This window comes from Pseudomonas sp. 3-2, from assembly GCF_019710535.1.
In the GTDB taxonomy this organism is placed as follows: domain Bacteria; phylum Pseudomonadota; class Gammaproteobacteria; order Pseudomonadales; family Pseudomonadaceae; genus Aquipseudomonas; species Aquipseudomonas pharyngis.
Genome location: NZ_CP081200.1, coordinates 2,518,886 through 2,543,862, shown reverse-complemented (window position 1 = coordinate 2,543,862; position 24,977 = coordinate 2,518,886). Strand labels below are relative to the sequence as shown.

At 62.1% G+C, this 24,977-nt stretch carries 22 protein-coding genes; 14 read left to right on the top strand and 8 right to left on the bottom strand.

The genetic code is table 11. From position 1 onward, the window contains the following. Nucleotides 1-23 precede the first annotated feature (23 nt). On the bottom strand, nucleotides 24-845 hold the full coding sequence (locus tag K3819_RS11560; protein WP_221399680.1) for a VanW family protein: 822 nt from the start codon (nucleotides 843-845) through the stop codon (nucleotides 24-26). A 244-nt stretch (nucleotides 846-1,089) separates the two neighbouring features. Here K3819_RS11560 and K3819_RS11555 point away from each other — a divergent pair, with 244 nt between their 5' ends. Continuing rightward, the gene (locus K3819_RS11555) at nucleotides 1,090-1,911 is read left to right on the top strand and encodes a glycosyltransferase family 2 protein (protein ID WP_221399336.1); all 822 of its coding nucleotides are present in this window, start codon (nucleotides 1,090-1,092) and stop codon (nucleotides 1,909-1,911) included. 325 nt (nucleotides 1,912-2,236) lie between these two features. Here K3819_RS11555 and K3819_RS11550 read toward each other — a convergent pair whose 3' ends face one another. The 7 genes from K3819_RS11550 to K3819_RS11520 form a co-directional block, all read right to left on the bottom strand. Beyond that, nucleotides 2,237-2,821 (bottom strand): hypothetical protein, encoded by a 585-nt coding sequence (locus K3819_RS11550; RefSeq protein ID WP_085613468.1) that lies wholly within the window; start codon nucleotides 2,819-2,821, stop codon nucleotides 2,237-2,239. Nucleotides 2,822-2,904: 83 nt separating this feature from the next. Then, entirely contained in the window at nucleotides 2,905-3,084 is a 180-nt protein-coding gene (locus K3819_RS11545) for a hypothetical protein (RefSeq protein ID WP_039767781.1), read from the bottom strand. Between the two features lie 11 nt (nucleotides 3,085-3,095). After that, nucleotides 3,096-3,338, bottom strand: a complete 243-nt coding sequence (locus K3819_RS11540; RefSeq protein WP_074687761.1) for a hypothetical protein — start codon at nucleotides 3,336-3,338, stop codon at nucleotides 3,096-3,098. Nucleotides 3,339-3,424: 86 nt separating this feature from the next. Further along, a complete protein-coding gene (locus tag K3819_RS11535) occupies nucleotides 3,425-4,492 on the bottom strand; it encodes a lipocalin-like domain-containing protein (protein ID WP_085613467.1) in 1,068 nt (355 codons plus the stop codon). Continuing rightward, a complete protein-coding gene (locus K3819_RS11530) occupies nucleotides 4,482-6,953 on the bottom strand; it encodes an ABC transporter permease (RefSeq protein ID WP_221399335.1) in 2,472 nt (823 codons plus the stop codon). Before K3819_RS11530 ends, K3819_RS11535 begins: the two co-directional genes overlap by 11 nt. Continuing rightward, the gene (locus K3819_RS11525) at nucleotides 6,950-7,603 is read right to left on the bottom strand and encodes an ABC transporter ATP-binding protein (RefSeq protein ID WP_085613465.1); all 654 of its coding nucleotides are present in this window, start codon (nucleotides 7,601-7,603) and stop codon (nucleotides 6,950-6,952) included. The genes K3819_RS11530 and K3819_RS11525 overlap by 4 nt, the downstream gene beginning before the upstream one ends. Nucleotides 7,604-7,653: 50 nt before the next feature. Beyond that, nucleotides 7,654-9,351: a sulfatase-like hydrolase/transferase gene (locus tag K3819_RS11520; protein WP_221399334.1), complete on the bottom strand. Its 1,698-nt coding sequence runs from the start codon at nucleotides 9,349-9,351 to the stop codon at nucleotides 7,654-7,656. A 382-nt stretch (nucleotides 9,352-9,733) separates the two neighbouring features. On the opposite strand from K3819_RS11520, the gene K3819_RS11515 reads away from it, so the two are divergent. The 13 genes from K3819_RS11515 to K3819_RS11455 are packed head-to-tail and all read left to right on the top strand — an operon-like array spanning nucleotide 9,734 to nucleotide 24,972. Continuing rightward, nucleotides 9,734-11,086: a UDP-glucose/GDP-mannose dehydrogenase family protein gene (locus K3819_RS11515; protein WP_085613464.1), complete on the top strand. Its 1,353-nt coding sequence runs from the start codon at nucleotides 9,734-9,736 to the stop codon at nucleotides 11,084-11,086. Further along, nucleotides 11,083-12,120 carry an NAD-dependent epimerase/dehydratase family protein gene (locus tag K3819_RS11510; protein ID WP_085613463.1) on the top strand — a complete coding sequence of 346 codons (1,038 nt, stop codon included), beginning with the start codon at nucleotides 11,083-11,085 and terminating at the stop codon, nucleotides 12,118-12,120. The genes K3819_RS11515 and K3819_RS11510 overlap by 4 nt, the downstream gene beginning before the upstream one ends. An 18-nt stretch (nucleotides 12,121-12,138) precedes the next feature. Next, the gene (locus K3819_RS11505) at nucleotides 12,139-12,885 is read left to right on the top strand and encodes a sugar transferase (RefSeq protein WP_085613462.1); all 747 of its coding nucleotides are present in this window, start codon (nucleotides 12,139-12,141) and stop codon (nucleotides 12,883-12,885) included. Next, nucleotides 12,885-13,532: a CpsD/CapB family tyrosine-protein kinase gene (locus tag K3819_RS11500; RefSeq protein WP_221399333.1), complete on the top strand. Its 648-nt coding sequence runs from the start codon at nucleotides 12,885-12,887 to the stop codon at nucleotides 13,530-13,532. Before K3819_RS11505 ends, K3819_RS11500 begins: the two co-directional genes overlap by 1 nt. Before the next feature lie 21 nt (nucleotides 13,533-13,553). Beyond that, complete coding sequence (locus K3819_RS11495; RefSeq protein WP_039767762.1) at nucleotides 13,554-14,579, top strand: polysaccharide biosynthesis/export family protein; 1,026 nt, start codon at nucleotides 13,554-13,556, stop codon at nucleotides 14,577-14,579. A gap of 16 nt (nucleotides 14,580-14,595) precedes the next feature. After that, nucleotides 14,596-16,188 carry a Wzz/FepE/Etk N-terminal domain-containing protein gene (locus K3819_RS11490; RefSeq protein WP_221399332.1) on the top strand — a complete coding sequence of 531 codons (1,593 nt, stop codon included), beginning with the start codon at nucleotides 14,596-14,598 and terminating at the stop codon, nucleotides 16,186-16,188. Between the two features lie 35 nt (nucleotides 16,189-16,223). Continuing rightward, complete coding sequence (locus tag K3819_RS11485) at nucleotides 16,224-17,276, top strand: glycosyltransferase family 4 protein (RefSeq protein ID WP_221399679.1); 1,053 nt, start codon at nucleotides 16,224-16,226, stop codon at nucleotides 17,274-17,276. After that, the gene (locus K3819_RS11480; protein ID WP_103387244.1) at nucleotides 17,273-18,643 is read left to right on the top strand and encodes an O-antigen ligase; all 1,371 of its coding nucleotides are present in this window, start codon (nucleotides 17,273-17,275) and stop codon (nucleotides 18,641-18,643) included. The genes K3819_RS11485 and K3819_RS11480 overlap by 4 nt, the downstream gene beginning before the upstream one ends. After that, complete coding sequence (locus K3819_RS11475; protein WP_085613458.1) at nucleotides 18,640-19,608, top strand: glycosyltransferase; 969 nt, start codon at nucleotides 18,640-18,642, stop codon at nucleotides 19,606-19,608. The genes K3819_RS11480 and K3819_RS11475 overlap by 4 nt, the downstream gene beginning before the upstream one ends. Next, on the top strand, nucleotides 19,601-20,737 hold the full coding sequence (locus K3819_RS11470) for a glycosyltransferase (protein ID WP_221399331.1): 1,137 nt from the start codon (nucleotides 19,601-19,603) through the stop codon (nucleotides 20,735-20,737). The genes K3819_RS11475 and K3819_RS11470 overlap by 8 nt, the downstream gene beginning before the upstream one ends. A gap of 13 nt (nucleotides 20,738-20,750) precedes the next feature. Continuing rightward, nucleotides 20,751-21,752, top strand: coding sequence for a polysaccharide deacetylase family protein (locus K3819_RS11465; RefSeq protein WP_221399330.1), 1,002 nt, complete (start codon nucleotides 20,751-20,753; stop codon nucleotides 21,750-21,752). Then, nucleotides 21,749-23,056 (top strand): lipopolysaccharide biosynthesis protein, encoded by a 1,308-nt coding sequence (locus K3819_RS11460; protein WP_221399329.1) that lies wholly within the window; start codon nucleotides 21,749-21,751, stop codon nucleotides 23,054-23,056. Before K3819_RS11465 ends, K3819_RS11460 begins: the two co-directional genes overlap by 4 nt. Further along, nucleotides 23,053-24,972, top strand: coding sequence for a hypothetical protein (locus K3819_RS11455; RefSeq protein WP_221399328.1), 1,920 nt, complete (start codon nucleotides 23,053-23,055; stop codon nucleotides 24,970-24,972). The genes K3819_RS11460 and K3819_RS11455 overlap by 4 nt, the downstream gene beginning before the upstream one ends. The last annotated feature ends 5 nt before the right edge of the window (nucleotides 24,973-24,977 follow it).

Below are 24,977 nucleotides of genomic sequence, written 5' to 3'. Positions count from 1 at the left end.
AACCCTAAGGCAAAAAACGCAACCTACTGCTGCCTTTCGATGATTTGCTCCCCCACCTCATACTTAACCACCACCCGATTCCCATACAACCGCTCCCTCTCCACCAACGCCCCCACCTGCCCCTTCTCCCTCACCTCCCGCCAAATTTCATTCTCCCGATACACCCGCTCCCCCTCCCGCACAAACCGATGCCCCACTTCAAACACGTGATACCGATAAGCCCGCTCCCGATCACACAACAACTCCCCCTCCAGCTGCGTCTCCCCCACCTTCAGCTTCAGCTGAAAGCTGCGATCCGTCGGGTTGTGCAGTACCAGGTCGATGTAGTTGTAGAAGATTGCCGCGCCGGAACCGAATGGCAGGACGCGGCCGTCGTCCGGGAAGGGGTCGAAGCTGTGGTTGGCGCGTTCGATGACGACCAGGGGTGAGTGAATGGCCATCCAGTGGATGAGGTTGCTGAGTTGGCAGATGCCGCCGCCGATGCCGGTGCGGGCTTCGCCGAATGAGAGTTCCATGCCTTCGACGTAGCCGCGTTGGCGGGTCGGGCGGCCGACGAGGCGGCAGAAGGAGAAATATTCGCCGGGGGCGATGGTGACGCCGTCGATGGCGGCGACGGCGAGTTTGAGGTTGATGACTTTGTTGTGTTGCAGCGCGAGGTCGGAGTCGCCGAGTTTGCGGATCAGTTTTGAGGTGTGTTTGAGGTAGCGGTAAGGCAGGCGCTCGGACGTCGTGGCAGGACGCGCGTAGCGTTTGCTCGAGCAGTGCCAGGCGATGTGGCGGAACAGTCTTTTTTGCCACACGCGCAGCCAGTAAAGGGCCGGGTGGTAGAGGGAAAGTGGTTTCATCCTTGGCGAACGGCGCGGGCCGTTGTCTTCCTTGAGCTTGAAATGGCGGCGCATCTTACCGTGGAACCGCGCTTGATCGCCAAGCGCCTCGCCAGTGTCGCAAGCCGTAACAAGTCGCCCGGCCCGGGCGCTCGGAAATTAAGCTTCAACTAAGGTTGCGTCCCTACCATCCGGGCCACAAAGCAGCGGTTCTGTGTGCTGATTGCCGTCAGCAGAACCCTTCAACTTGAAGTGAGCCCGGACCATGAGTGCGATCGATTCCACCTCTAAACAACTGCCCGCCTTCAGTCTTGTATTGGTCAATTACAAGACGCCGGAAATAACCCGGATGTGCCTGGAGTTTCTCCAGCAATACGTCAAGGATCATCAAATTCCGGTGTGGGTGGTGGACAACGATTCCGCCGATGAAAGCCTGATCTACTTGCGGTCCCTGGACTGGATCAACTTGATCGAGCGCCCTTCTCCCGGCAAGGAAGCGGGGCATATTGCTCATGGCAAGGCACTTGATCTGGCACTTGCGAAAGTTGAAACCGATTACCTGTTTTTGCTGCACACCGATACTTTCGTTTTTGACAGTACTGTCTTTTCGATGATGATGAATGAGTGCATGCAATCTTTGGATACAGCGGCGGTTGGTTGCGTCGAACAATTGGATCGCGGCGTCCTTAGAGACACCTGGCGTTTGTCTTCTCGTTATTTCAAACACTATTTCCGCCGGGCAAAACAGCACTTGGGGTTGCCCTCCCGAGATCCAAAACCCTACCGGGAAACTCACCTGAAAAGCTTCTGCACCTTGTGGAATGCACGGCTGATCAAGGCTCACGGGCTGCATTTTTCGATGGACGACCGGGTCCCGGGATACACGCTGCAGGATCGTTTAAGCAGCCTTGGCTACGGCATCAAATGCCTCTCGCCGCGGACGATCTTCCGCTACCTGGATCACATCCAGGCCGGCACCGTGGCCGCTATCGGTGGATACGGCAAACAGCACCGCCGCACCACCATGTATCAGGAAACGCTCAAGCGCCTTCAGTTACAACAGGGCATGCGTCCCGCCAAATCGTAAGACAATAAAAAAGGGCGACTTCAAAGTCGCCCTTTTTGCATCTGAATTCTTTGGCCTCCACTCCGAGGAGGTGTTCGCCCAGTGTAATGGCCTGGCAATCCATGCACCGGTAAAGAGCCCTGACACTGGGCGAACGCGAAGGATTTTAATGGAAATTGGCGGATATGTCGTCCTGCTTCAACATGAAATTTATGTACTGAAAAGTTAAAGAAAATATTCGTCGATATTTCCCGACAAACTTTCTGACATCACCACCTCGAATACTTCATATGACTGTTCTCATACAATTACTTGTACAAGAACAGCCATTCTGTAGAGTCAATACTCAACTTTCATGCTGACTGGTCACTTTTAATACATCGGTGTAAGTGACCACGACGCTTTGCCCGACTTTCAAATCTTTCAGTTTGGCCTGAATCTCAGGCTTTTCGACGTTGAGGGTTTTCGACTGGCCCGAAGGGTTTTCCAGGGTGACCTGGTTTGCCGCCAAATCAATTTTGGTGATTTTCAGTTGCACCTGAACCTGGCGGAAGGCCTCGCCACCGGGGTTGTTGCTGCCCACGGCGTTGCGCAGTTCACCCGTGCGCTCGGTGGAGCCTGGCAGACCTTTATCCACGTCGGTGTCCAGATAAGCGGCGACCGAACGTGTCACCTCGATCTGGACCAGATCCCCCACCTTGAGATTTCCGAGGTTTTTCGCCTTGTCGCTGAGCTGAATGTGCACCTGGCGACCTTCCGCGCCTTCCAGGACCACTTGATGATTGGCCGGGTCAACCGCCAGCACTTTGGTGGTGACCCGGTCGGCCTCGACAGCGGCCGACAGCGGGATATCGGCGGCCATCGCCGAAAAGCTGGCCGTAGAAAGGACGGTGGCAAGTGCTATGGCGTGCGTCAGTGCTTGGAGCTTCATAAGCGATACATTCCCTGTGATGGATGGCAGCACCCATCGCCAACGTGATCAGCGACGGATGTGCCACTGAGCATAGACGCCCTTCAGGGTTTGTTCCGCGATCGTTGCGCGGTGTCCTGCGCGGTGGACTCGCCACTGGCGGTGCCTTTCCCGGAGCTCTGCCGCTGTTTGGGATCGGTGGGACGCAGTGCGTCGTTGTCGCGCTCGGTTTCACCCGGCGGACGAGGTTCGTCGGGGTGCTCGTTATCAGGGACAGTGTTCATTCCAGGCCTCCTCAGGCTTCGGGGTCGTCGAGTTCCCGCGCGACGTTCATGGCGGGCGAGTCCTTGTGCAGGTCATCGGCCTTGGCTCTGAGAATCTGCCATTGCTCAAGATCGATGGCACCTTGGCCGAGCAAATCGTCAGCGATGCGCTGCAGATCGAAGTAATGGGCATCCGGGGATTGTTGCCAGTACGTCTGATCGTCAAACATTTGCTGCCAGGTCGTCAGGTCTGGAGATTTCAGTTCCTCGCTCATGGATCGGATCCTCGGCCATGTTCCTCGGTAGAGGGGGCATCCTGGACAGAGTTCCAATCGATTCCTTCGCAGGCAGGTGCGCGGAATCAGTACCCGGTCATTTCCAGATAGCCCTGCCCGCCCCGATTGCCGCTCAGGCGCACCGGCCCTTCCCAATACGGAATGCGCAGGTTCATCCAGGCGTCGGGGTTGATTGCATCGAGGGTGATCTGCAGATTCCTCGTCGGGATCTCGATCGACCAGCGCACCGGCATCGAGCGGCCGGCGACCTTCGCAGTGCCTTGCGGGGTCAGCTTGATCTGCTCGGCGTGCAGGGTTTCGGTCTGGCCATCGGCGGCAATCCACGTGCCGGTCAGGTACGGCGCCCCTTCCTTCTGGCGCATGCGGTACAGCATGACGTGTTCGCCGCCGTCCAGATGCAGTGAGAACCAGTCCCAGCCCGTCTGATTGGCGGTCAGCGGCTGGCTGCTCCATTCGCGGTCGAGCCAGGCCGGGCCGTTGACGGTGTAGGTCTGACCGTCGATCTGCAGGGTGCCGCTGGCCTGGAAAAACGGCTGGCTGTAGTAATACGACGCCTGGCCCTGTTCGGATTTCTGGCTGAAACCCTTGTCGCCCTGCAGCACCAGCGGGCGGCTGGAGGTCAGGCGCAGCTGGTAGCTGAAGTTCTTGTCCCGGGCGCTGAGTTGCAGGTCGGCCAGGGGATCGCTCGCCTGACTGACGAAACGCCAGTCATCGATCCACGCCTCGAACGGCGCCGCACGCACCCCGGCCTGCCCGACACCGCCACGGGCATAACGCTCGGCGGCGTGGTGGACGCTGGCGGAGGTCACTGCCGCGTGCCCGAGCCAGATCGTCTGGTTGGCCCAGCCCGGTTGCTGCGGCGAGGCGTTCAGGGCGCTGCGGAATAACGTCCACTGCACGCCGAAATCGTTGCCCTGCGCATCCTTGAGATTGGCCGTCACGTACCACCATTCGATGCGAAAGCCGTCATGGGCGCCGTGATCCGCCGGGAAGCTGAACACCCGCCCCGGCACCACCGGTGTAAACGCCTGCGCCTGAGCGCCCATGCCGGCGAAACCCTTCTGCTCCGCTGTGGGGTTGTCGCAACCACCGAGCAACAACGCCAAAAACACCAGCGCAAACCTAGTCCTCATGAGCAAACGTCCTCAGCAAGTCCGCCGGTTGCGTGCGGTACAGCGAATACAGCGGCCACGCCGAGGCCAGCAAGGTCGCCAGCAGCGCCAGCCCCATCAGTTGCAGCAACTGCCATGGAAACACCCGCAGCGGCAGACGCCAGCCAAAGGCCTGCACGTTGATCACCGCGTCCAGACACCACGCCAGACCGATGCCCAACGGCAACGCCAGCACCAGCGTCAGCAGCGCCAACAGCCACGTTTGCCCGAGATTGAGCAGCATCAACTGCCGCCGCGTCACACCCAGCGCCCACAACGGTGCGAGCTGGCCGAGGCGGCTCTGGCTCTGGGTCAGCAGGCTGATGAACAGCGCCACGCCGGCGACGGCCAACGTCAGGCTGTTCAGCGCGGCGGTCGCGGCGAAGGTGCGTTCGAAGACTTGCACCGACCAGCCCTTGAGTCGCGCCTGATCGACGATCCGGCTGTCATCGAGCTGGAAGCGCGCCTGCAAGGCCGTGAGCAGCGCCGGGATGTTCGGCGGGTCGATGCGCAGGTTGAAGCGGTTCGGCGTCAGCTGCGGCCAGCCGCGCAACAGGTGATTGCTGTTGACCAGCACATGGCCCTTCGGATTGCCGTAGTCGGCGTAGATCCCGACGATACGCGGCGACCATGACCCGCCCGGCGTGGGAATCGTCAGGTGATCGCCCGGCCTGACTTTCAAACGACGCGCCAGTTGTTCGCTGAGCATCACCGCATCGTCCTTGGCCAGCGCCGCCCACGGGTCGTCACCCCGCGCTTCGAGCAATGGCCAGTGCTGGCGATAGTGCGGATGATCGATGATCCCGAACACGTCCGCCGGCCAGCCTTGCAGCGTTACCGAAACCTGCCAGTTGGGCATGATCGCGGTGACGCTCGGTTGCTGTTTGAGCCAGGTGGACAGTTCCCGCGCCTGCGCCGGATTGCTCGGGTTCAGATAAAGCTCGGCGGTGAGCCGTTGTTCGAGCCAGTCGTTGAAGGTCTGGCGGAAACCGGCGGTCATGCTGCCGGCGCCGATGTTCGCCGCCATCGCCAGCAGCAGCGCCATCAACGCCAGGCTCAGCGCCGGCAATTGTTGGCGGCAGTCGGCGAGAAACCATTGCCCGAGCACCGAGCGGCTGCGCCCGAGCAACCCGTTGAGCAGCGCACTGAGCAACACCGGCAGCGCCAGCGCGGCGCCGAGCAACAGCCCCGCCATCAACACAAACCCACTGGCCAGGCTGTTGCCCCATACCAGCGCGGCCAAGGCAATCACTGCACATACGCCGGCCACCCAACCCTGACGCCGCAACCAGCGCGCATGTTGCTGATGCCAGGCCTGCGGATCCGCCACCGCCAGCAACGGCAGTCGCGCCGCCCGCAGCAGACTGTTGGCCCCGGCCAGCAACGCGCCGAGCAGGCTCAAACCGATGCCGCTGAACCACCACCACGGACTCAGACGCAACTGCCCCGCCACTTCCGCGCCGTACAGACCGCGCAGGCTGGCGGCGACATCCGGCAACAGCACGCTCGCCAGCCAATAACCGCTGACCACGCCGAACAGCCCGCCGATCAACGCCAACGCGCCGAGTTCGACGATCAGGCAAGCGATCAGCATCCGCGCACTGACCCCGCAGGCCCTCAAGGTGCGCAGCAATCCCCGGCGTTGTTCAAGCGCCAGACCGATGGCCGCGTGGACGATGAACAAACCGACAATGAACGAGAGAAACCCGAGCGCATCGAGGTTGAGGTGGAAGCTTTCGGTCAATCGCGCAAGGTTGTTTTCCTCGCCACTGCTCTTGAGCTGCAACTGGCCTTTTAACGCGGCCGGCACCTCGGCGTGAAAATCCTTCGGCAGCAGCAGACGCGACAGTTGCTCGGGTTGTTCGAGCACGCGCTGAGCGGCGCCAATGTCCACCAGCAGCACGCCGGGGGCCATGTCGGTTTGCGCCCGCAGCGGCGGCAGCGTCTGGCCGGTTTCGCTGGCCGGGGTCGCGCCCTCGGCGAGGTTCAGCGCCCGCAAGGTCTCGGGAGAAATCCAGGTGCTGCCCGGCGGGGTGAAGAATTCGACGACGCGTTCAATCGGCATCGCCTGCCCGGCCACCGCGCTGTCACCGGGTAAAGACACCGGTTCGATGCCCATCAACTGCAGGCGCTGGTTTTCGTGGCCCTTGAGCATCAGGCGCCCTTGCAGCACCGGCGACACCGGCCAGCCCAGACGCCGCAGGTCAACGAACCATTGTTGCGGGAACGTTGCGCCGTTCGGCGTACTGAGGCTGGCCTGAGGCTCGCCGCCGATCATTTGGCTGGCCCGCGCGTAACTGTCCCGCGCCTGACTGTTGAGGGCTTCGACTCCGGTCAACAGACTGGTAGCCAGCCACAGCCCGGTCAGCACGCTGAAAAACTGCACCGGATGGCGCCGCCAGTGACTGAGCAGCGCCATCAGCGCGTGGCGGAAAACCTTCACGTCAACCGACCGCTGGACAGCACCACGCGCTCCGCCAGCCGCGCCGCCACGCGCTGACTGTGGGTGACCATCAGCAAGGTGGTGGGTGTGTCGTCGAGCAATTCCAGCAACAGTCGCAGTACTTCGTCGCTGGTGGCTTCGTCGAGGCTCCCGGTGGGCTCGTCGGCCAGCAGCAATTTCGGTTGCGCGGCCAGCGCCCGACCGAGCGCGACCCGCTGTTGCTGGCCGCCGGAGAGTTGTTCGGGATAGCGCTTGAGCAATTCGCCCAGCCCCAGACGCTGCACCAGATGCTGCTGCCAGCGCGGGTCATGCCGCCCGGCCAGCCGCGCCTGAAACGCCAGGTTGTCTTCGATCCGCAGGCTGCCGATCAGGTTGTACTGCTGGAACACCAGACCGATTTCGGTGCGCCGCCAGTTGGCCAGTTGCGCCTCGTTCATCCGGTCCAGCCGATGTTCACCGCTGCTGATGCTGCCGCTGTCGACCTTGTCGAGCCCGGCGATCAGGTGCAGCAGCGTGCTCTTGCCGCTGCCCGACTCGCCCATCAGTGCCAGACTGCTGCCGGGCCCGAGCGTCAGGTCGATGCCTTGCAGCACCGGCAACGGGCCTTGCGGGGTGAGGTAGCTTTTGAAGACGTTTTGAACCTGGAGCATGCCGCCATCCGATCGATCCGTGTCGGCCAAGGATAGCGGATACCGACGCGTTACTGACCCACCGCCACACTCGTCGGCGCTTCACCCGGCGTCACGATGCTGTTCAGATCGATGTGTTTCCACTCGGGTTTGGCCCCCAGCCGCGCGTTGAAGCGGTAGTTGAAGGTGAATTCATCCGCCGTCGCCACGCTCAACGGTTTGCCGTACACCGCTTCGATTCCCGGCAGGTCGTAGCCCATCAACTGCAACAGGGTCGGGAAGATGTTGTAGTGACTGGAGCGATCCTTGTTCGCCGCCAGTTGCGCCGACCAGTCGAGTGTCTGCAACTGATCGCCCTGAATCACTACCAGCGGCACCAGCCCTTCTTCCTCCACCGGGTCGCCGCCGCAGTGGGTGTTGAGCCCGGGATTGCCGCGTTCGTGCAAGTCCTGCCCGTGGTCGGAGGTGTAGATCAGCAGCGCGTTGTTCAGATTGGCCTGGGCAAACACCCGCGAGAAGAACTCGCCGACATTCCACAGCACCGTGTTTTTGTAGGCATTGCGATACAGCAGCCAGTCATCCGGCTGGCCGTTGAAACCGGGGCGTTCACCGGTGTCGGCGACTTCCGTGAACTGCCCGCGGGGCAAGGTCGGGCGGTAGGCCATGAAGGCGTCCGGGTATTTGTCGTGTACCGGGAAATGCGCGCCGACCTTGTTGATCAGCACCAGCTGCGGTTTACCGTCGTTGAGCAGTTCGATCAGCTTGGCGGCGGCAGCCATGTCGCGGTCGCGCACGCTGGTCTGGTCGAATTGCACGAATTCGTCGATGTCCTTTTTCTCGGCATCGTTCATCAGGTTCTGCAGGTTGCCGCCGGTGCGCTGAGCGTCGATGTAGACCGTGCGCAGGCCGGCCTTTTTCGCGTACTGCCAGATCGACGGCAGCGTGCTGTTGATCCGCATGTAGTCGGCGCGGGTGCCACCGTAGCGCAGGGTGATGTTGGTGTCGGCGCTGCAATTGGCGATGGACGCCGCGTAGCCGTAGTTGAAGATCTCGACGCCGGGACGGGCCTGCTTGAGGTTGCTGTGCACGCCGAACGGCGCGTTGATGTCCAGGTAATTGCCGGAAATGCTCTCGTCGATGATCAGCACGATGTCGTGGCCGACCGCCGGGCCATTGCGCGCCAGGGTCACCGGCTCACGCGGGCCGACGGTGTTGTGCAGCGCTTCGTAGCCGAACAGGTTCAGATAGGCCAGCGGTGTGTACATGATCGGCAACCCGCGCGCGCCCTCCCCGGCGCGCACGAACAGTACGGCGCTGAGCAGCAACACACCGCACAACGGCGCAGCGATCCGCAAGGCGTTGGGCACCGGGATCGTGTGCCGGGGCTTGAGACCGATCCCGAACAACAGCAACAACCCGTTGAGCAGACCGTGGATGATCGCCCCCCGGTACTGATACGCCGCTTCCTGGATGAAGCCGCCGGAGTACACCAGTGAGACAAAACTGCTATAGGTCAGGTAATCGGCGGTGACCCTCGTGTAAACGTCGAAGAACACCGCCGAAACAAACAGGGTTAATGCGAACAAATGCCGAATGAAAGTCTGACGTATATAGGCTGTCAGTATTAATGCGAAAGTCAGCGTCAAAAACATCGCGCCAAAAAGAAGTACTGCCAGACCGATACCCATCGCATTTAAACGGTCAAGGTAATATTCGGAATAAAGCAATAGATAAATAATTAAAAGCAGTTCTTTCAGATATCGAAACATGGCAATTCCGGAGTGCGTCCGACGAGAGGTTGTCAAGCGTTTGTCGGTCAAAATCTGACACTAGCACCGGGCCATTAAAGCGCAAGAAATGTCGGACATAATCAAAAAGCGTCAAAAAAACGTTGACTCAAATCTGACACACCCAAGTCGTTAAAACCCTTGAAATACGTGGCCTACGACCGTTTATCGTTTTCTTCGAACACGTCAAGAACGGGACAAATCCAGCTACAGCAAGCACTTGATGGCCTTTCGCCCCCAAAAATGGGGGTGTTATACCCTTGCAACATGTCATTTTGCTGACACGCTTTTCCCACGCTGCGCTATACCCCTTTTGACAGTTCCATTTTCAATCTTCCACCACCGTCTTACGAGGCACGCCAATATGGACGTGAGCGTATTTGGTACGGGCTATGTTGGCCTGATACAAGCAGCCGCACTTGCCGATGTCGGACATCGCGTATTGTGCGTCGATATTGACCCGAACAAGATTAAACAACTGCAACAGGCGGTACCGCCTATTAGCGAACCGGGTCTTTCGGCAACTTTGGAAGAAAACATCAAGGCCGGGCGTTTGTTATTCAGCACCCAGGCCAGCGATGCAGTGGAACATGCCGCATTGATCTTCATCGCCGTGGGTACGCCGGCCGATGAAGACGGCTCCGCCGACCTCAGCCATGTGCTCAACGTGGCGCGGCAGATCGCAAGCTTCATGGAAGACGATCGCACGTTGATCATCAAATCCACGGTGCCGGTCGGCACGGCCGATCAGGTGCTGCACACCGCCGAAGAAGAACTGCAGCGGCGCGGCAAAAATGGTCTGGCGGTGCGAGTGGTGTCCAACCCGGAATTTCTCAAGGAAGGCAGCGCCCTCGCCGACTGCATGCGGCCGGACCGGATCATCGTCGGCACTCGCGACGACCTGGCCCGCGAGCAGATGAGCGAGCTGTACGCGCCGTTCTGCCGCAACCACGAAAAACTGATGTTCATGGACAACCGCAGCGCCGAGCTGACCAAGTACGCAGCCAACGCCATGCTCGCCACCCGCATCAGCTTCATGAACGAGCTGGCCAACCTCACCGAACTGCTCGGCGCCGACATCGAAGCGGTGCGCAAGGGCATCGGCTCCGACCCGCGCATCGGCTATCACTTCATCTACCCGGGCTGCGGCTTCGGTGGCTCGTGCTTTCCCAAGGACCTGCGCGCCCTGCTGCACACCGCCGAACACAACGGCATGCCATTGAAACTGCTGCGCAGCGTCACCGACGTCAATGACGCGCAACGGCACATTCTGTTCAGCAAACTCAGGGCGCAATTCCCTCAAGGTCTGGCCGGCAAGTCGATCGCGATCTGGGGCCTGGCGTTCAAGCCGAACACCGATGACATGCGCGAAGCCCCGAGTCGTTATCTGATGGAAGCGCTGTGGGCCGAAGGCGCCAGCGTGCAGGCCTACGATCCGGAAGCGATGTCCGAGTGCCGGCGCCTTTACGGTTACCGCAATGACCTGCACCTGTGCGCCACCCGCGACGACACCCTCGAGGATGCCGACGCACTGGTGATCTGCACCGAGTGGAAGAATTTCCGCGTCGTGGATTTCGAGCTGCTGGCCAGCAAGCTGCGCTCGAAAGTCATCATCGACGGACGCAACCTCTACAACCCGGAACAAGTCGCAGCTGCCGGCCTGCACTACAGCGGCATCGGTCTGCGCCACATCGCGCCTGACGGGTTGCGGCCATGAAAATCCTCGTCACCGGTGCGGCCGGGTTCATTGGTGCTCATTGCGTGCTGCGGCTGGTGCGCGACGGGCATCAGGTGATCGGCCTGGACAATTTCAACGGCTACTACGATCCCCAGCTCAAGCACGATCGGGTGGACTGGGTGCGCAAGCAGATTGGAGATTTCCAGCTTGCCACGATTGATCTGGCGGATGCTGCGGCGCTGGAAGCGCTGTTCGCGAGCGAACGGCCGCAAGTCGTGGTCCATCTCGCCGCGCAGGCCGGAGTGCGCTATTCGCTGGAAAATCCACGGGCCTATCTGCACAGCAACCTCGACGGTTTCCTGAATATCCTGGAGTGCTGCCGCCAGTACCCGGTCGAGCACCTTATCTACGCCTCGTCCAGTTCGGTGTACGGCGCCAACCAGCGCACACCGTATTCGGTGCAGGACGGCGTCAATCACCCGCTGTCGCTGTACGCCGCGACCAAGAAAGCCAATGAATTGATGGCCCACAGCTACAGCCATCTGTTCGGCATCGCTTGCACCGGGCTGCGCTTTTTCACGGTCTACGGGCCGTGGGGCCGGCCGGACATGTCGCCGATCCAGTTCGCCAAGGCCATCAGCGAAGGCTCGCCACTGAAGCTGTTCAACTACGGCGAGCATCAGCGCGATTTCACCTACATCGACGACATCATCGAAAGCATCGCACGCCTGATCGAGCTGGCACCCCGGGCCAATCCCGAGTGGAACCGCGAACAACCCGACCCGGCCAGCAGCATGGCGCCGTGGCGCTTGTTCAACATCGGCGGCCAGCACCCGGTGGCGCTGAAAACCTACCTCGCCCTGCTGGAAAAACACCTCGGCCAGAAAGCCGTGGTCGAGCTGCTGCCGCTGCAGCCGGGCGACGTACTCAATACCTGCGCCGAGGCCAGCGACCTGGCACAGGCCACCGGGTTTCAGCCCCGGATAGAGCTGGATGAGGGACTGGGACGGTTTGTCGCCTGGTTCCGCGATTACTACCCCACTGCCTATCGCCCACGCGCCGTTCGCGGCTGAACATCAGCGGAGGACTCCATGACTGGACTTGAGAAAGGTATACCGATCCAACAACTGGTGCGTGACAAACGCATGGATCCGGAACAGCGAATGCGCCTCGACGCGGCAATCCACCGCCAGGGCCAGGGCTGGATGACCGGTCGAGAAGGTGGCCGGCCGTGGCAACTGTCGCGCACCAATCGGGTGGTGGCCTGTTTCGGCGCCCTGATGATTCTGCTGATGATTTCGCCGCTGCTGATCGGTCTGGCGCTGGCCATCAAGTTCACCAGCAAAGGCCCGGTGATGTTCGTGCAGAAACGCACCGGCTATCGCGGCCGCAAGTTCGGCATGTACAAGTTCCGGACCATGGTCGCCAACGCCGAAGAGCTTAAAGAGTCGCTGCGCCACCTGAACAAGCACGGTGCCGACGCCATCGACTTCAAGATCGACCAGGACCCGCGCATCACCGGGATTGGCGGCTTCCTGCGGCGCACCAGCCTCGACGAGCTGCCCAACCTGATCAACGTAGTGACCGGCGACATGCGCCTGGTCGGCCCTCGCCCGACCTCGTTCAACACCTACCGCTACAAGGACAGTCACCTCGCGCGTCTGGCGATCTACCCCGGCATGACCGGCCTGTGGCAGATCTCCGGACGCAGCAATATCGACTTCGACCAGCGCGTTGAGTTGGACCTCAGCTATATCGCCGAGCAGAGCCTACTGCTTGATCTGAAGATTCTGTTGAAAACCCCCTTCAAAGTATTCAGCGGCCACGGAGCAAGCTAATGGACGGTTCAACCAACAAAAGCCTGAGCATTGCCAGCCCCAGCGAGTCGAACCTGACCTCGACCGTGCTGGACCTGGATCTGCGGATCCTGTTTCTGACCGCCGCCAACCCCGGCGCCGGCACCACCACCAGCGCCCTGGCCATGGCCAGCCAACTGGCACAGATGAGCAGCGGCCAGGTGCTGTACGTCGACGCCAGCCAGTCGGCGAGCAACCTGACCCAGCAACTGAACCTGAGCAAGGAGCGCGGCCTGCGCGACCTGTTGTTCAACCCGGACAACCCGCCGCTGTTGCAGGACTGCGTGGTGCAGGTGTCGAGCCTGCCATTCCATGTGCTGCCCAACGGCCGGCCGATCCGCACCCTGGAGCACCTGACCGCCGAGCGTCTGAGCCCGTTGCTCGATCAACTGGGCAGCCAGTACCGCTTTGTGGTGATCGACGGCGACGCGGTGTATTCGGCGGCCGACACGCTGGTCATCAGCACCCAGGTCGACGGCGTGGTGCTCGTGGTACGCGCCGAAGACACTCGCTGGGAAGTTGCCCAGGCGGCGGTCCAGCGCTTGACCCAGGCCGGGGCGAAAGTGGTCGGCAGCGTGTTCAACCGACGCAAGTACTACATGCCTAAATGGCTCTACAAAAACCTGTAAGCAACCGCAAAGGATGACGCCATGAACGCCAGGATTCTTGTGCTGCTGATGCTGCCGCTTGCAGGCTGCTCGAGCACCTCCGAAACCCAGAACATGCCGGTGAATATTCTCACCGCTACCCCGGCCAACGCCCAGGCCACCGACATGCCGAAGGTCGAGCAGACCCTGCGCCCGCAGGATGTGCTGGACGTGATCTTCCACATCAGCACCAGCGGCTCGGACGCTTATCGCGTGCAGTCGGGGGACCAGATCGGCCTTAACTTCACCGCTGCCAGCCAGCTCAATGGCAACCAGTTGGTGCTGCCGGACGGCACCATCGAACTGCCGGGCGCCAACACCTCGGTGAAAATCGCCGGGCTGACCAGCGAAGAAGCGCGCCAGGAAATCCAGCGCGCCTATCAACGCAAACAGTTGTTCCAGCCCAACCGCAATCAGTTGACGGTGCAGATCATCAGCCCGCTGACCAACGAGCAGAACCTGAAAAGCGCCCTCAACCACCCGGCCACCGGCATGAGCCGCGAGATCACCGTTGGTACCGACGGCTACGCGAGCTTCCCGGAAATCGGCGCGGTGCCGCTGCAAGGCATGACCGTCAACCAGCTCGAAGCCTTCCTCAACAAAAAGTACGCACAACTGCCGGGCCGCATGACCGTGGACGTGCTGCTCAAGTCCACCGCCGGCAACGAAATCTATGTGCTGGGTGAAGTCGGCCAGCCGGGTTCCTACCCGATCCGCCGGCCGGTGTCGGTGCTTGAGGCACTGACCCTGGCCCGCGGCACCAACGTCAAGGCGCGGCTCGATTCGGTGATGATCATGCGGCGCAACGGCAATCAGGTGCAGGCGGTGCGGTACGACGTCGAGAAAGCGTTGTCGGGCGAGGCGCCGCAAATCGCCTACCTGCAACCGGACGACATGCTGTACGTGCCGAAAACCAAACTGGCCAGCGCCGGCGAACTCGCCCGGCAACTGGCCGACGTGGTGCTGTTCCAGGGCGTGGGCTTCAGCTTCGGCTACCGCGTCGACAACAAAGACAGTGACAGCAACTGAAGCTCAGGTGACCGACATGAACCCAAAGGAAAACTACCTGCATGAGTTCTTCAGGATCTTCTTCGCCAACAAGCAACTGGTGAAACGGGTCTTCCTGATCTTCGCAGTGATCGCGCTGGTGCTGCCGCTGCTGCTCAAACAGAGCTTCGATATCACCGCTCAGGTGATCGTGCAGTCGAAAAAACTGTCGCAGGGCGACGCCACCACGTCGCTGACCGTGGACAACGCCACCTTCATCCCGCCATCGCTGGCGGACATGGAAACCGAGAGCAACATCCTGCGTTCGCCGGCGCTGATTCGTCAGACCATCAGCGAGTTGCGCGACAAGGGCGAATACACGCCTTCACCGGGCATGTTCAGCAAATTGGTGAGCGAGCCGTTCAAGCGCTACATCAGTTCGCCGCTGCGCCAGTACGTGATCAACCCCGTGCGCAACACCTTGGGGCTTGAGACCGATCCGGTGCGCGACAGCGCGCTCGATGCGCTGACCCAGGATGCGATAGACAGCCTGAAAATCGAGACCCTGCCTGGTTCCAACGTGATCTCGATCATCTACAGCTTCCCCGATCCGCATCAAGGCACGACCTTCGTCTCTGCCCTGTTGCAGAACTATCTGGTGAGCCGTCAGGCGCTGCAATCGATCGACCTGCCGCAATCGTTCTACGAAACCAAGAAACACCTGTATCAGGTGCGTCTCGATGGACTGGAAGGCAATCGCCAGGCGTTGCTGGAAAGTGTCGGCGCGTCGGATCCGAAGGAGGAAATCACCTTCCGCCTCAACGCGATCAACACCGAAGAGCAGGCGCTGAACCTGTATCGCGACCGCCTGCTGCAAAGCCAGCGCTGGCTCGAGTACCTGAAGACCGCGCTGGCCGCCGCCAGTAACAGCAAACTCAACGACTACACCTTCCCCTACACCTTCACCACCACGGTCGACAACGTCGCGTTCGAGGATCGTGAAATCAAACAGATGGGCGAGCAACTGACCACCCAGGTCAGCCGCTACATGAACGATCTGGCAGTGTTCCAGCCCAGCAGTGAACCGATGTTGCTGACCCGCGAGCAGATTGCCCGCACCCGTCAGCAGTTCCTCAAGGTGGTGAGCAACCGTATCCAGGAACGCACCAACGATCTGGCGGTGGTCCAGCAGGTGATCGATCAGAAAACCGCGCGCATCGCCGAGTTCAAGAACCGTATCCACGAGCTGCAGCAAACCCAGAGCAAGCTGCGGCAAATGGATACCGAGATCGATGCCCTGCACGCCGCGTTCTCGACCTACGCCCAGCGTTTTGCCGAAAGCAGCACCACCCGTTCGCTGAGCGATGACCTGTCCAACGCCCGGGTGTTGAGCCCGCCGTTCGAACCGACCGAACCGGCGTTCCCCAAGCCGATGCTGATCATTCCGTTCGGGCTGTTCACCGGTTTGCTGCTGGCGATTGCACTGGTCTACGTGCGTGAGTTCTTCGACCACCGCTTCAAACACCCGGCGCAAATCAGCCACGAGCTGGGCCTGCCGGTGCTGCTGGTGATCAACGATCAGAACGCGCAACCGAGCAACCCGCACAAGAACTGGACCGTGCCGAGCTTCGTGCACTGGGTGCGCAATTGAACACGTCCCCTACCCAGAACGCCGCGCTGCCGATCATGCATTTGCTCAGCAGCGGCGGGTTCTATGGTGCCGAGCGGATGTTGCTCGATCATTGCCTGGCGACGCCGGGGCAGCACCAAGTGCTGTTCCTCGATGCGCCGCCGGAACTGATCGCGCGCTTTCGCGAGGCTGGCGTTGATGCGCAAGGCTGCGCGGGGCTGGGTGCCCTGCTGCGGCACCTGCGTCAGCGCCGGAGCGAGCGTCCGTTGATCAATACCCACAATTTCAAGGGGCTGTTGTTCGGTTGGGTCGGCGCCACGCTCTTGCGCCTGCCGCTGGTGATCACTCAACACGGCTTCACCCCGCGCAGCCGCAAGCAGAAGTTCTACACCTGGCTGAGCCTGCAACTGTGCCGCACGGCGTCGGTGGATCGGGTGGTGTGCGTCGCCGAAAGCATCGCGGTGTTGCACCGTCAGGCCAGCGTGAGCGCTGAGAAGTTGCAAGTGATCCCCAACGGATTGCCGGCAGCGGCCGCCCTGCCTTGCGATGCCCCAGGACCACGCTGGCTCGCCGGTTACGTCGGGCGTTTGAGCAGTGAGAAAGGCCCGGACCTGTTTCTCGACGCGCTGATCCCGCTGTGTCACCAGCACCCGCAACTCGACGCGGTGATGCTCGGCGACGGCCCGGAACACGAAGAATTGCAATCGCGGATCGACGCCGCCGGTTTGCAGCAGCGCATCCGCCTGCCGGGTTACCAGACCGACATGCGCCCCTGGTGGCAACAACTCGATGCGCTGGTGATCAGCTCGCGCACCGAAGGCACGCCGATGATTCTGCTGGAAGCGATGCAGGCCGGGGTGCCGGTGGTGGCGTTCGGCGTCGGCGGGATTCCCGACGTGCTGGAGCATCGCCACAACGGTTTGCTTGCGGCCCCCACCGACAGCGCCGCCCTCGCCCGCCAGCTCGACACGTTGCTGTCCGAGCCTGGCCTCGCGCGGCAACTGCGCGACAACGCAAAACGCACGCAACAGGACCGCTACGACCTCAAGGCCCTGGCCGAACGCTGGTCGCAGCTGTACATCCGCACGGCACGGGAGGCACGCGCATGATTTTCCCGCTCTCGATCGTCAGTCTGTTGGGTCTGGCCTGCATCGCTCTGCTGGCCAGTCCCTGGCCCTATCTGGCGCCAGGCGCAGTCATCGGCCTGGTCGGATTCGCAGTGCTGTACCGCAAACCGACCTGGGGCCTGCTCGGTATCGCCGCCCTGGTGCCGTTCGAGGGTTTCTTCAAGGACAGTTCACTGTCGGGCAGCAAGCTGATCGGCGCTTCGCTGGCGGTGATCCTGATGCTGCAACTGGCGATGCACCAGATTCCCTCGGATCGTCTGCGCAGCAATATCTGGCGCTTCCTGATCGCCTTCATGGTTCTGTACTTTCTGAGCCTGCTCAACACCGATGACATGGGCATGTCGCTCGGTCATCTGCGGGAAATCAGCGTCGGCCTGATTCTGTTTGTCATCACCCTGCTGATCGGCCGCGAGCTGAACCTCGACCTGTTCGCCCGGCTGGTGACCCTGGCCGTCAGCACGACCTGCGCCATGGCCATGTTCTCCAGCAAATTCCAGGATCAGGGCCGCGCCGCCGGCCTGCTCGAAGACCCCAACGCTTTCGCCCTGCTCATCGCCTTCGCCATTCCGCTGGGGCTGCTGCTGGTGATCCGCAGCCCGAACCTGTTGCATCGCCTGTTCTGGGGCGGTTGCTGCCTGCTGTTGCTCGGCGGCATGACCAAGACCGAATCGCGCTCCGGGCTGGTGGTGCTGGCCTTGAGTCTGGTGATCGGTTGCTGGCACTACCGCGCGCAACTGGCGCGGATTCGCCCGCGTCATCTGGGGTTTGCCATGCTCGGTGCGGCGATCGTGATTCCGCTGGCAATCTACGCGATGCCCGCCGGTTACATCGCGCGCATCCAGTCCCTCAGCGTGTTGAGCGCCGGCGCCAAGGGCCACAACGACGAATCCCTCGGTCGCCGTGCCTCGTACATCGTGGTCGGTGGCCAGATGATCCGCGAGAACCCGTTGCTCGGTTCCGGCCCCGGCACCTTTCCGCTGCACTACGCCACCACCGGCTACGCCAAGGCGTTTTCCGCCAACCGCAAGATCGGCGACCTGTATCGCCGGGCGCATAACACCTACCTGGAAATTTTCAGTGAGCTGGGGATTCCTGCCGGCCTGATGTTCGTCGGCATGCTCGCGCTGGGTCTGTACAACCTGATGCGGGCGCGCAAGGCGTGGATGTTGCGGCGTGACTGGCAACAGGCGGATCTGATGACCCATCTGGGGGTGAGTTTTCTGTCGCTGACGCTGTTCCTGATGTTCCTCAGCGCGCCGAATCAGAAATACGTGTGGATCATGCTCGCCATGACCAGCGTCTTGCGCCTCAAAGCCGAGCAGGCACCGCTGACGGAGAGCAGGACATGAGCCGGATCAGTATCGTCATTCCGATGTACAACGAGGCCCGGCACATTGGCCGCACCTTGCTGGCCGCGCAAAAAGCGGCGCACGCGGCGGATGTCGAGTGTGAACTGATCGTCGTCGACAATGGTTCGAGCGACGAAGGGCCGCAGATCGCCCGGCAGTTCGGCGCCCACGTACTGGTGATGCCAGGCCTGCTGATCGGCGCGTTGCGCAATCGTGGGACCGCCATCGCCACCGGGGAATGGCTGGCGTTCATCGATGCCGACATCGAAATGCCGGAAGACTGGCTACGCCCATTGTTCGACATCGAAGCCAGTGGCCAGGCCGATGTCTTCGGTCTCGACCTGCACACCCCCGCCGCCGCGCCGTGGTACGCCACTGCCTGGCAGCGCCGGACCTTGCGCCCGACCACACATACCAGCCATGTCGTCGACTGGCTGCCCAGCGCCAACCTGTTGATGCGCCGGCGCTGGTTCGACAAGGTCGGCGGTTTCAACGAATCCCTGCGCACCGGCGAAGACAAGGAATTCACCCTGCGCCTGCGCGAGCACGGCGCCCGACTGCTGTCGATCAATGAGAACGTCGCGCTGCACTGGGGTTACGAAATGAACTGGCGCGAGTGGATGGGCAAGGAACTGTGGCGCCAGGGCAGTCACCTGCAACTGCTGCGCAGCCATGGTTTCAGCCTGCGCCTGTTGCGGTTTCCGATGCTGTCGATCCTGGTCTGGATTCTCGATTTCCTGGCGATCTCCGCGCTGCTCGACGGCTTTCCCCATCACGCCGCGATCATGGTGATGCTGACGCTGGTGCCGGGGCTGGTGCTCAGCGTGCGCCAGAGCGCCAAGCACCACAACGTCTGCCTGACCCTGCAACTGTGGGGCCTGCACTGGCTGCGCCTGCACCTGGCGGGCGCCGCGTTCATTCTCAGTCTGTGTCATTGGAACGCCAGGAGGCCTGCCCGTGGCTGAATTCATTTTCTGGATGTGCCTGCTGCTGCCGGCGTACGCCTATGTCGGCTATCCACTGCTGCTGACGCTGCTCGCGCCGCTGTTTCCGGCGTGGCGCCACAGCCCGGCTCCGCCGCTGAACGTCAGCATCGTCATTGCCGCCCACAACGAAGCGCGGCACATCGAACACAAGCTGCGCTCGCTGCTGTCCCAGGATTATCAGCCGGCGACCCTGCAAATCATTCTGGCCAGCGATGGTTCCACTGACGACACCGTGGCTTGTGCACACAAGGTCGTCGACCCGCGAATCACCGTGCTCGATCTGCCCCGCCAGGGCAAGGCCGCCACGCTGAATGCCGGCGCGGCGCTGGCTACGGGCGACATACTGGTGTTTACCGACGCTGACAACCAATGGTCGCGGGAAACCCTCGGCTACCTGCTGGCGCCCCTGAGCGATCCGCAGGTCGGCGCCTGCGCCGGGCACATGGTGATTCCGGTCACCGGTGGCGGACTGAGCATTGGCGACAGCCTTTATCGGCACTACGAAGGCTGGCTGCGCAGGGTCGAGAACCGTACCGGCTGCATGGTTTCCGCCGACGGCGCCCTGCTCGCCCTGCGCCGCGAACTGTTCGAGAACGTGCCGGCGGAGGTCAACGACGACTTCTTCATCAGCACCTGCGCGCCAGTGAAATTCAAACGCATCGTCTACGTGCCCGAAGCGCAAGTGATCGACCACGGCGTGGACGAAGCCGACAAGCAATTCCGCCGGCGCCAGCGGGTCACCGTCGGCGGCCTGCAAAGCCTGGCGCAACGCAGCGAGCTGCTCAATCCGTTCAAGCATGGGCTGTATTCGATTGCGTTGATCAGCCACAAGTTGATCCGGCGCCTGGCGCCGATCCTGTTGCTGCCGCTGCTGCTGAGCAATTTCTGGCTGTGGGAAGAGCACGGTTTCTATCGGCTAAGCCTGATCGCGCAACTGGTCGGCTATGCCATCGCGATTGCCGGCCTGCTGGATTCGCAACACCGCTTGCCCAAGCCGTTCCGCCTTGCGGCGTTCCTGCTGGTGACACTGGCGGGCATGAGCATCGGCCTGTGGCAGTTCCTTCGCGGCCAGCGTTATGCCCAGTGGAACCCTGACCAAAACCGTTGAGAGGGATCGAGCCATGGCGATCAAGCAACTGATTAAACGCACCAGCGGCTGGCTCTATCTCAACTCGTCCGTGGGGCGCAACCAGCTGCACGGCGCCGGCGTGATCCTGATGCTCCACCGGGTGCTGTCCAACGACCGCGCCGCCGACCTGCCGCACCGCAACGAACTGTGCGTCGGGCCCAAGGCCTTCGAACACTTGCTGTTGTGGCTGCGCAAGCATTTCAATTGCGTGCCGCTGATGGAGATCCTGCAACCCAATGCCTTGCGCACCGAGCGTCCGCAAGTGGCATTGACCTTCGACGACGGCTGGCGCGACAACGCCGCCAACGCCTTCCCGCTGCTGCAGAAACATCAGGTGCCGGCGAGCATTTTTCTCTCCACCGATTTCATCGGCAGCCGCCAGCGCTTCTGGTGGGAAAGCATCGGCGAAACCCTGTGGGGCAGTCATGGTGAAAAAGCCCGCACGCACCTGATCGAATGCCTGCGTGCCGCCGGCCAGCCGTTGCCAGTGCTGCTGGACGACATTGATGTGGATCGCCGCAGTCTGACCCTGTTGCATTATCTGCAAAGCCTCAAGGCGCTCGATCCGAAGAGACTCGAACGCCTGACCGACGAGTGTCCGCAGGAGTCGTTGCCACAAGCGCTGGACTGGCATCAGGTGCGGGCGATGGAAGCGTCGGGGCTGGTGCGTTTCGGCCCCCACGGCGCCAGTCACGCCATCCTCACCGGCCTTGACGATGTGCGCCTGGGCGAAGAAATCAGCCGCAGCCGCGATGCCCTGCTCAATGGCTGCAACCGGCCGCTGCCGGTGTATTGCTACCCCAACGGCGACAACGACGAGCGGGTGCGCGAACAGATCGCCAATCACGATTACCCGTTCGCCCTCGGTACCGGCAGCGGCCTCTATCGCGGCACCGGCGATCCGCTGAACCTGCCGCGATTCGGAGTCAGTCAGCGTACCGCGCGCAATCCGCAACTGCTGTCGTGGCGGATCTACCGTGGAGCGCGGCCATGAGCCGAGGCAACTACCTCAAGCATCTGGCGCTGAGCATGGGCACCAAACTGGCGATGATCGCCCTGCGCCTGCTGAGGAATGTGCTGCTGGCGCGAATTCTCGGGCCCAGCGAACGGGGTCTGTTCGCCCTGCTCAGCACCCTGCCCGATCTGATCAGCGCCGCCACCAGCGGCGGCTTGAATTCGGCGGTCGGTTATCAGGCCGCCAAGCAACGACCGATGGGCTTGTTGCTCGCGCAGGTGTTGGTGTTCGGCTGCTTGCTGGCGGGTCTGTTGACCTTGCTGGTGGTAGCGCTGGTGCGCGAATTCGGCAGCGAACTGGACGTGACCCTGCAACTCGGTCTGCTGGCGTGGCTGTTGCTGCTGGCGGTGCCGTTGACCGTGCTCAAAAGCGGTCTGCTGACCTTGCACAATGCGTCCGGCGGCGTGGTCGCGTTCAATGCCTTGCGACTGGTGGAATCCCTGGCGCCGCTGTTGCTGTTTCTCGCGCTGTTCTGGATGTGGAAAGAAGCGGCCCTGGAAGCGGCGCTGATCAGTTGGCTGGCCGGCATCAGTCTGGTGGTGCTGGCCGGTTGGGTCTGGCTCAAACGCGCGCAGCCGTTGCAGCTGCAATGGGATCGCGCCAGCCAGAACGAACTGCTGCGCTTCAGTGCCCGCAGCCACCCGGATCTGCTGTTCCAGCAAGTGATCCTGCGTTCCGATTACCTGTTCATCGGCGCCCTGCTCGGCAGCACCGCCCTCGGGCATTACGCGATGGCCAGCGCCGCCGCCGAATTGCTGTTGATCGTTCCGGAAGCGGTGACCACGCCGCTGATGAAACGCCTGCTGCAACAGGACGAAGGCATGGACAAGGTCACCCCGCTGGCCCTGCGCCTGACCGCCACGGTAATGCTCGGCGCCTGCCTGACCATGGCCGTGATCGGCGAATGGCTGATCGTCACCCTGTTCGGCGTCGCCTACCAGCCGGCGTATCCGGCGCTGCTGGCGTTACTGCCGGGGCTGCTGGGCCTGTGCTACGCGAGCATCCTGCGCCTGGACCTGATCGGCAAGAACCGCCCCGGCACGGTGTCGCTGATGATGGGGCTTGGCGCGCTGCTCAACCTTGCGCTGAATCTGCTGCTGATTCCGGCCTACGGCATCGTCGGCGCGGCGGCGGCGTCATCGATTGCCTATCTGGCGGTGACCGTGGCGATGCTGGTGTTGTACTGCCGGCTGAGCGGCGTGGCGTTCTGGCAAACCCTGATCATTCTGCCCAGCGACCTCACGCCGATGTGGCTGATGTGGCAGCGTCGGAAGGCAGCATGAAAGGCCTGGCCCTGCTGCTCGGTCTCGGCCTGTCGCTGGACGCCTTCGCGGCGTCTATGCGTTGGGGCGACATTCGCGACGGCAGTCTGTACCTGCAAGCGGATCGCCCCGACACGGTGACCGTGCGCTGGGCGCCGGCGTGGCAGGCGGAGGCCAACGAAGAGCACATTTACCTGCTCGACGGCCGGGGCCAATTGCAGGGCGAGCGCTTCATCAAGGCCAGTGAAACCCGTGGCAGCCAGAGCTGGCCGTTGGCGCCGGGCGCCGCGAGTTATCAGCTGGAGATCCCCGGCTACAGCTTCCGCAGTTACCGGGTCGAACACGACGAAACCACCGTGGCGCTGTTTGCCCCGGCCAAGGTGCATTTCAGTGCAGAAACCCGTAATGGCGATGAACTGTATTTCAAGGTCGCCGCCGGTGAGCACGCGATATTGGCGGGCAAGTTTCACGGCGGGGTCAGCGCCCTGCAAGCGCAGGGGGTCGGCGACGGGCAGCCCCTGACACTGTCGCTCAAACCCTATCGCGCCTATTGGCAGTTCGATCAGCTCGCGCTGCCCGTCAGTCAGCGCGAGCAGGTCTGGCGCCTGCGTTTGCAAGGCAGCGGCAAAGCGGCATTCTGGCTCGACGGCACGCCCAATCTGTTCGCTCAGACCCCGCAACAGCTCAAACCGCTGCGCGAAGACGACGGCCAGACGCGCCTGATCCTGCACGACAAAGTCCTCGGCCGCACCCCGGACCTGGGCATCGCCCTGCCCTACGTGATGCCGCCGCCCGCCAGTCATCCGGTGCTCGATGCACTGAAACCGACGGCCGCCAGTTACTACACGTTCGTCGACGTGACGGCAAAAAATCCGCACTTCGAAGATGCGTTTCGTCAGGTCTATCAGGACCGGTTCGGCATTCGTCAGGACATCACCTTGCTTGCCGGCAGTCAGCGTCAGGCCGATCTGCGCGCCGACGTGCAAAGCAACAACGGCCTCGACGCCTGGCTCGGCAGCACCCGGGCGCTGGGCGGCAAAGGCACGCACTACATCGGGTTCGCCGACGAGCCCAACCTGAATTATTCGAGCTACGAGCAATACCGTTCGATCTTCACCAGCATGGCCCGGCAGGTGCGCAGCGATCCGGCCAATGCCAAGGCCGGCGTGCGCATTGCAATGCCGGCCAGCTCGCGATTGGTCAACGGCCCGTTCGCCGACAACGCGGCGAACAAGCGTGGCATCGACTGGGCGCGACGCCTGCTGAGCGAATCCGCCGATCAGGTCGATGCGCTGGCCTGGCACGAATGGATGATTCGCGACCTGCTCGCCACCCGCGTGTACCGCGACAGCGTGCGCCGCGCGGCGGATCTGGTTGGCCTCGATGCCAAGGGCCAGCCGCGCAAGGCCTTGCTGCTGGATCAGACCAACCTGTCCAGCGGCTCGAGCCTGAGCCCCTACGATCAGGAAACCCATTTCACCTCGCTGTGGTGGGCCTCGGTGGTGATCAACGCGTCCCAGGACGGTTTGCTGACCATGCTCAACTGGTTTCAGGCCGCCGATGAGCCGCAATACCCCAAAGGCATGTTGCGGGTGCTGGGCGATGACCGCTTCGAGTTGAAACCGGTGGGCCTGGCCCAGCAGTTCATCCAGCAGCACTGGCTGCACAACGTGCTGTGGCTGGAGAACGACGCGTTCGAAGTCGATGTGCTGGCGATGGCCGGCGATGATCAGCGCGGCTTGCTTGGTGTGAACAAGGGCACGCGTTTGCAGCGTGTCGACCTGGCGGGCGCCAAATGCCCGTTGAACAACGGCGCGCTGCGCTACTTCGGCGCCGACAACCGCAGCCGCGACGCACCATTTCGCTGCCAGGACGGCCGCGTGCGCTTCGAACTGCCGGGACAGACCCTGTTTGCCCTGCGCTGGAGCGCCTCATGACCGCC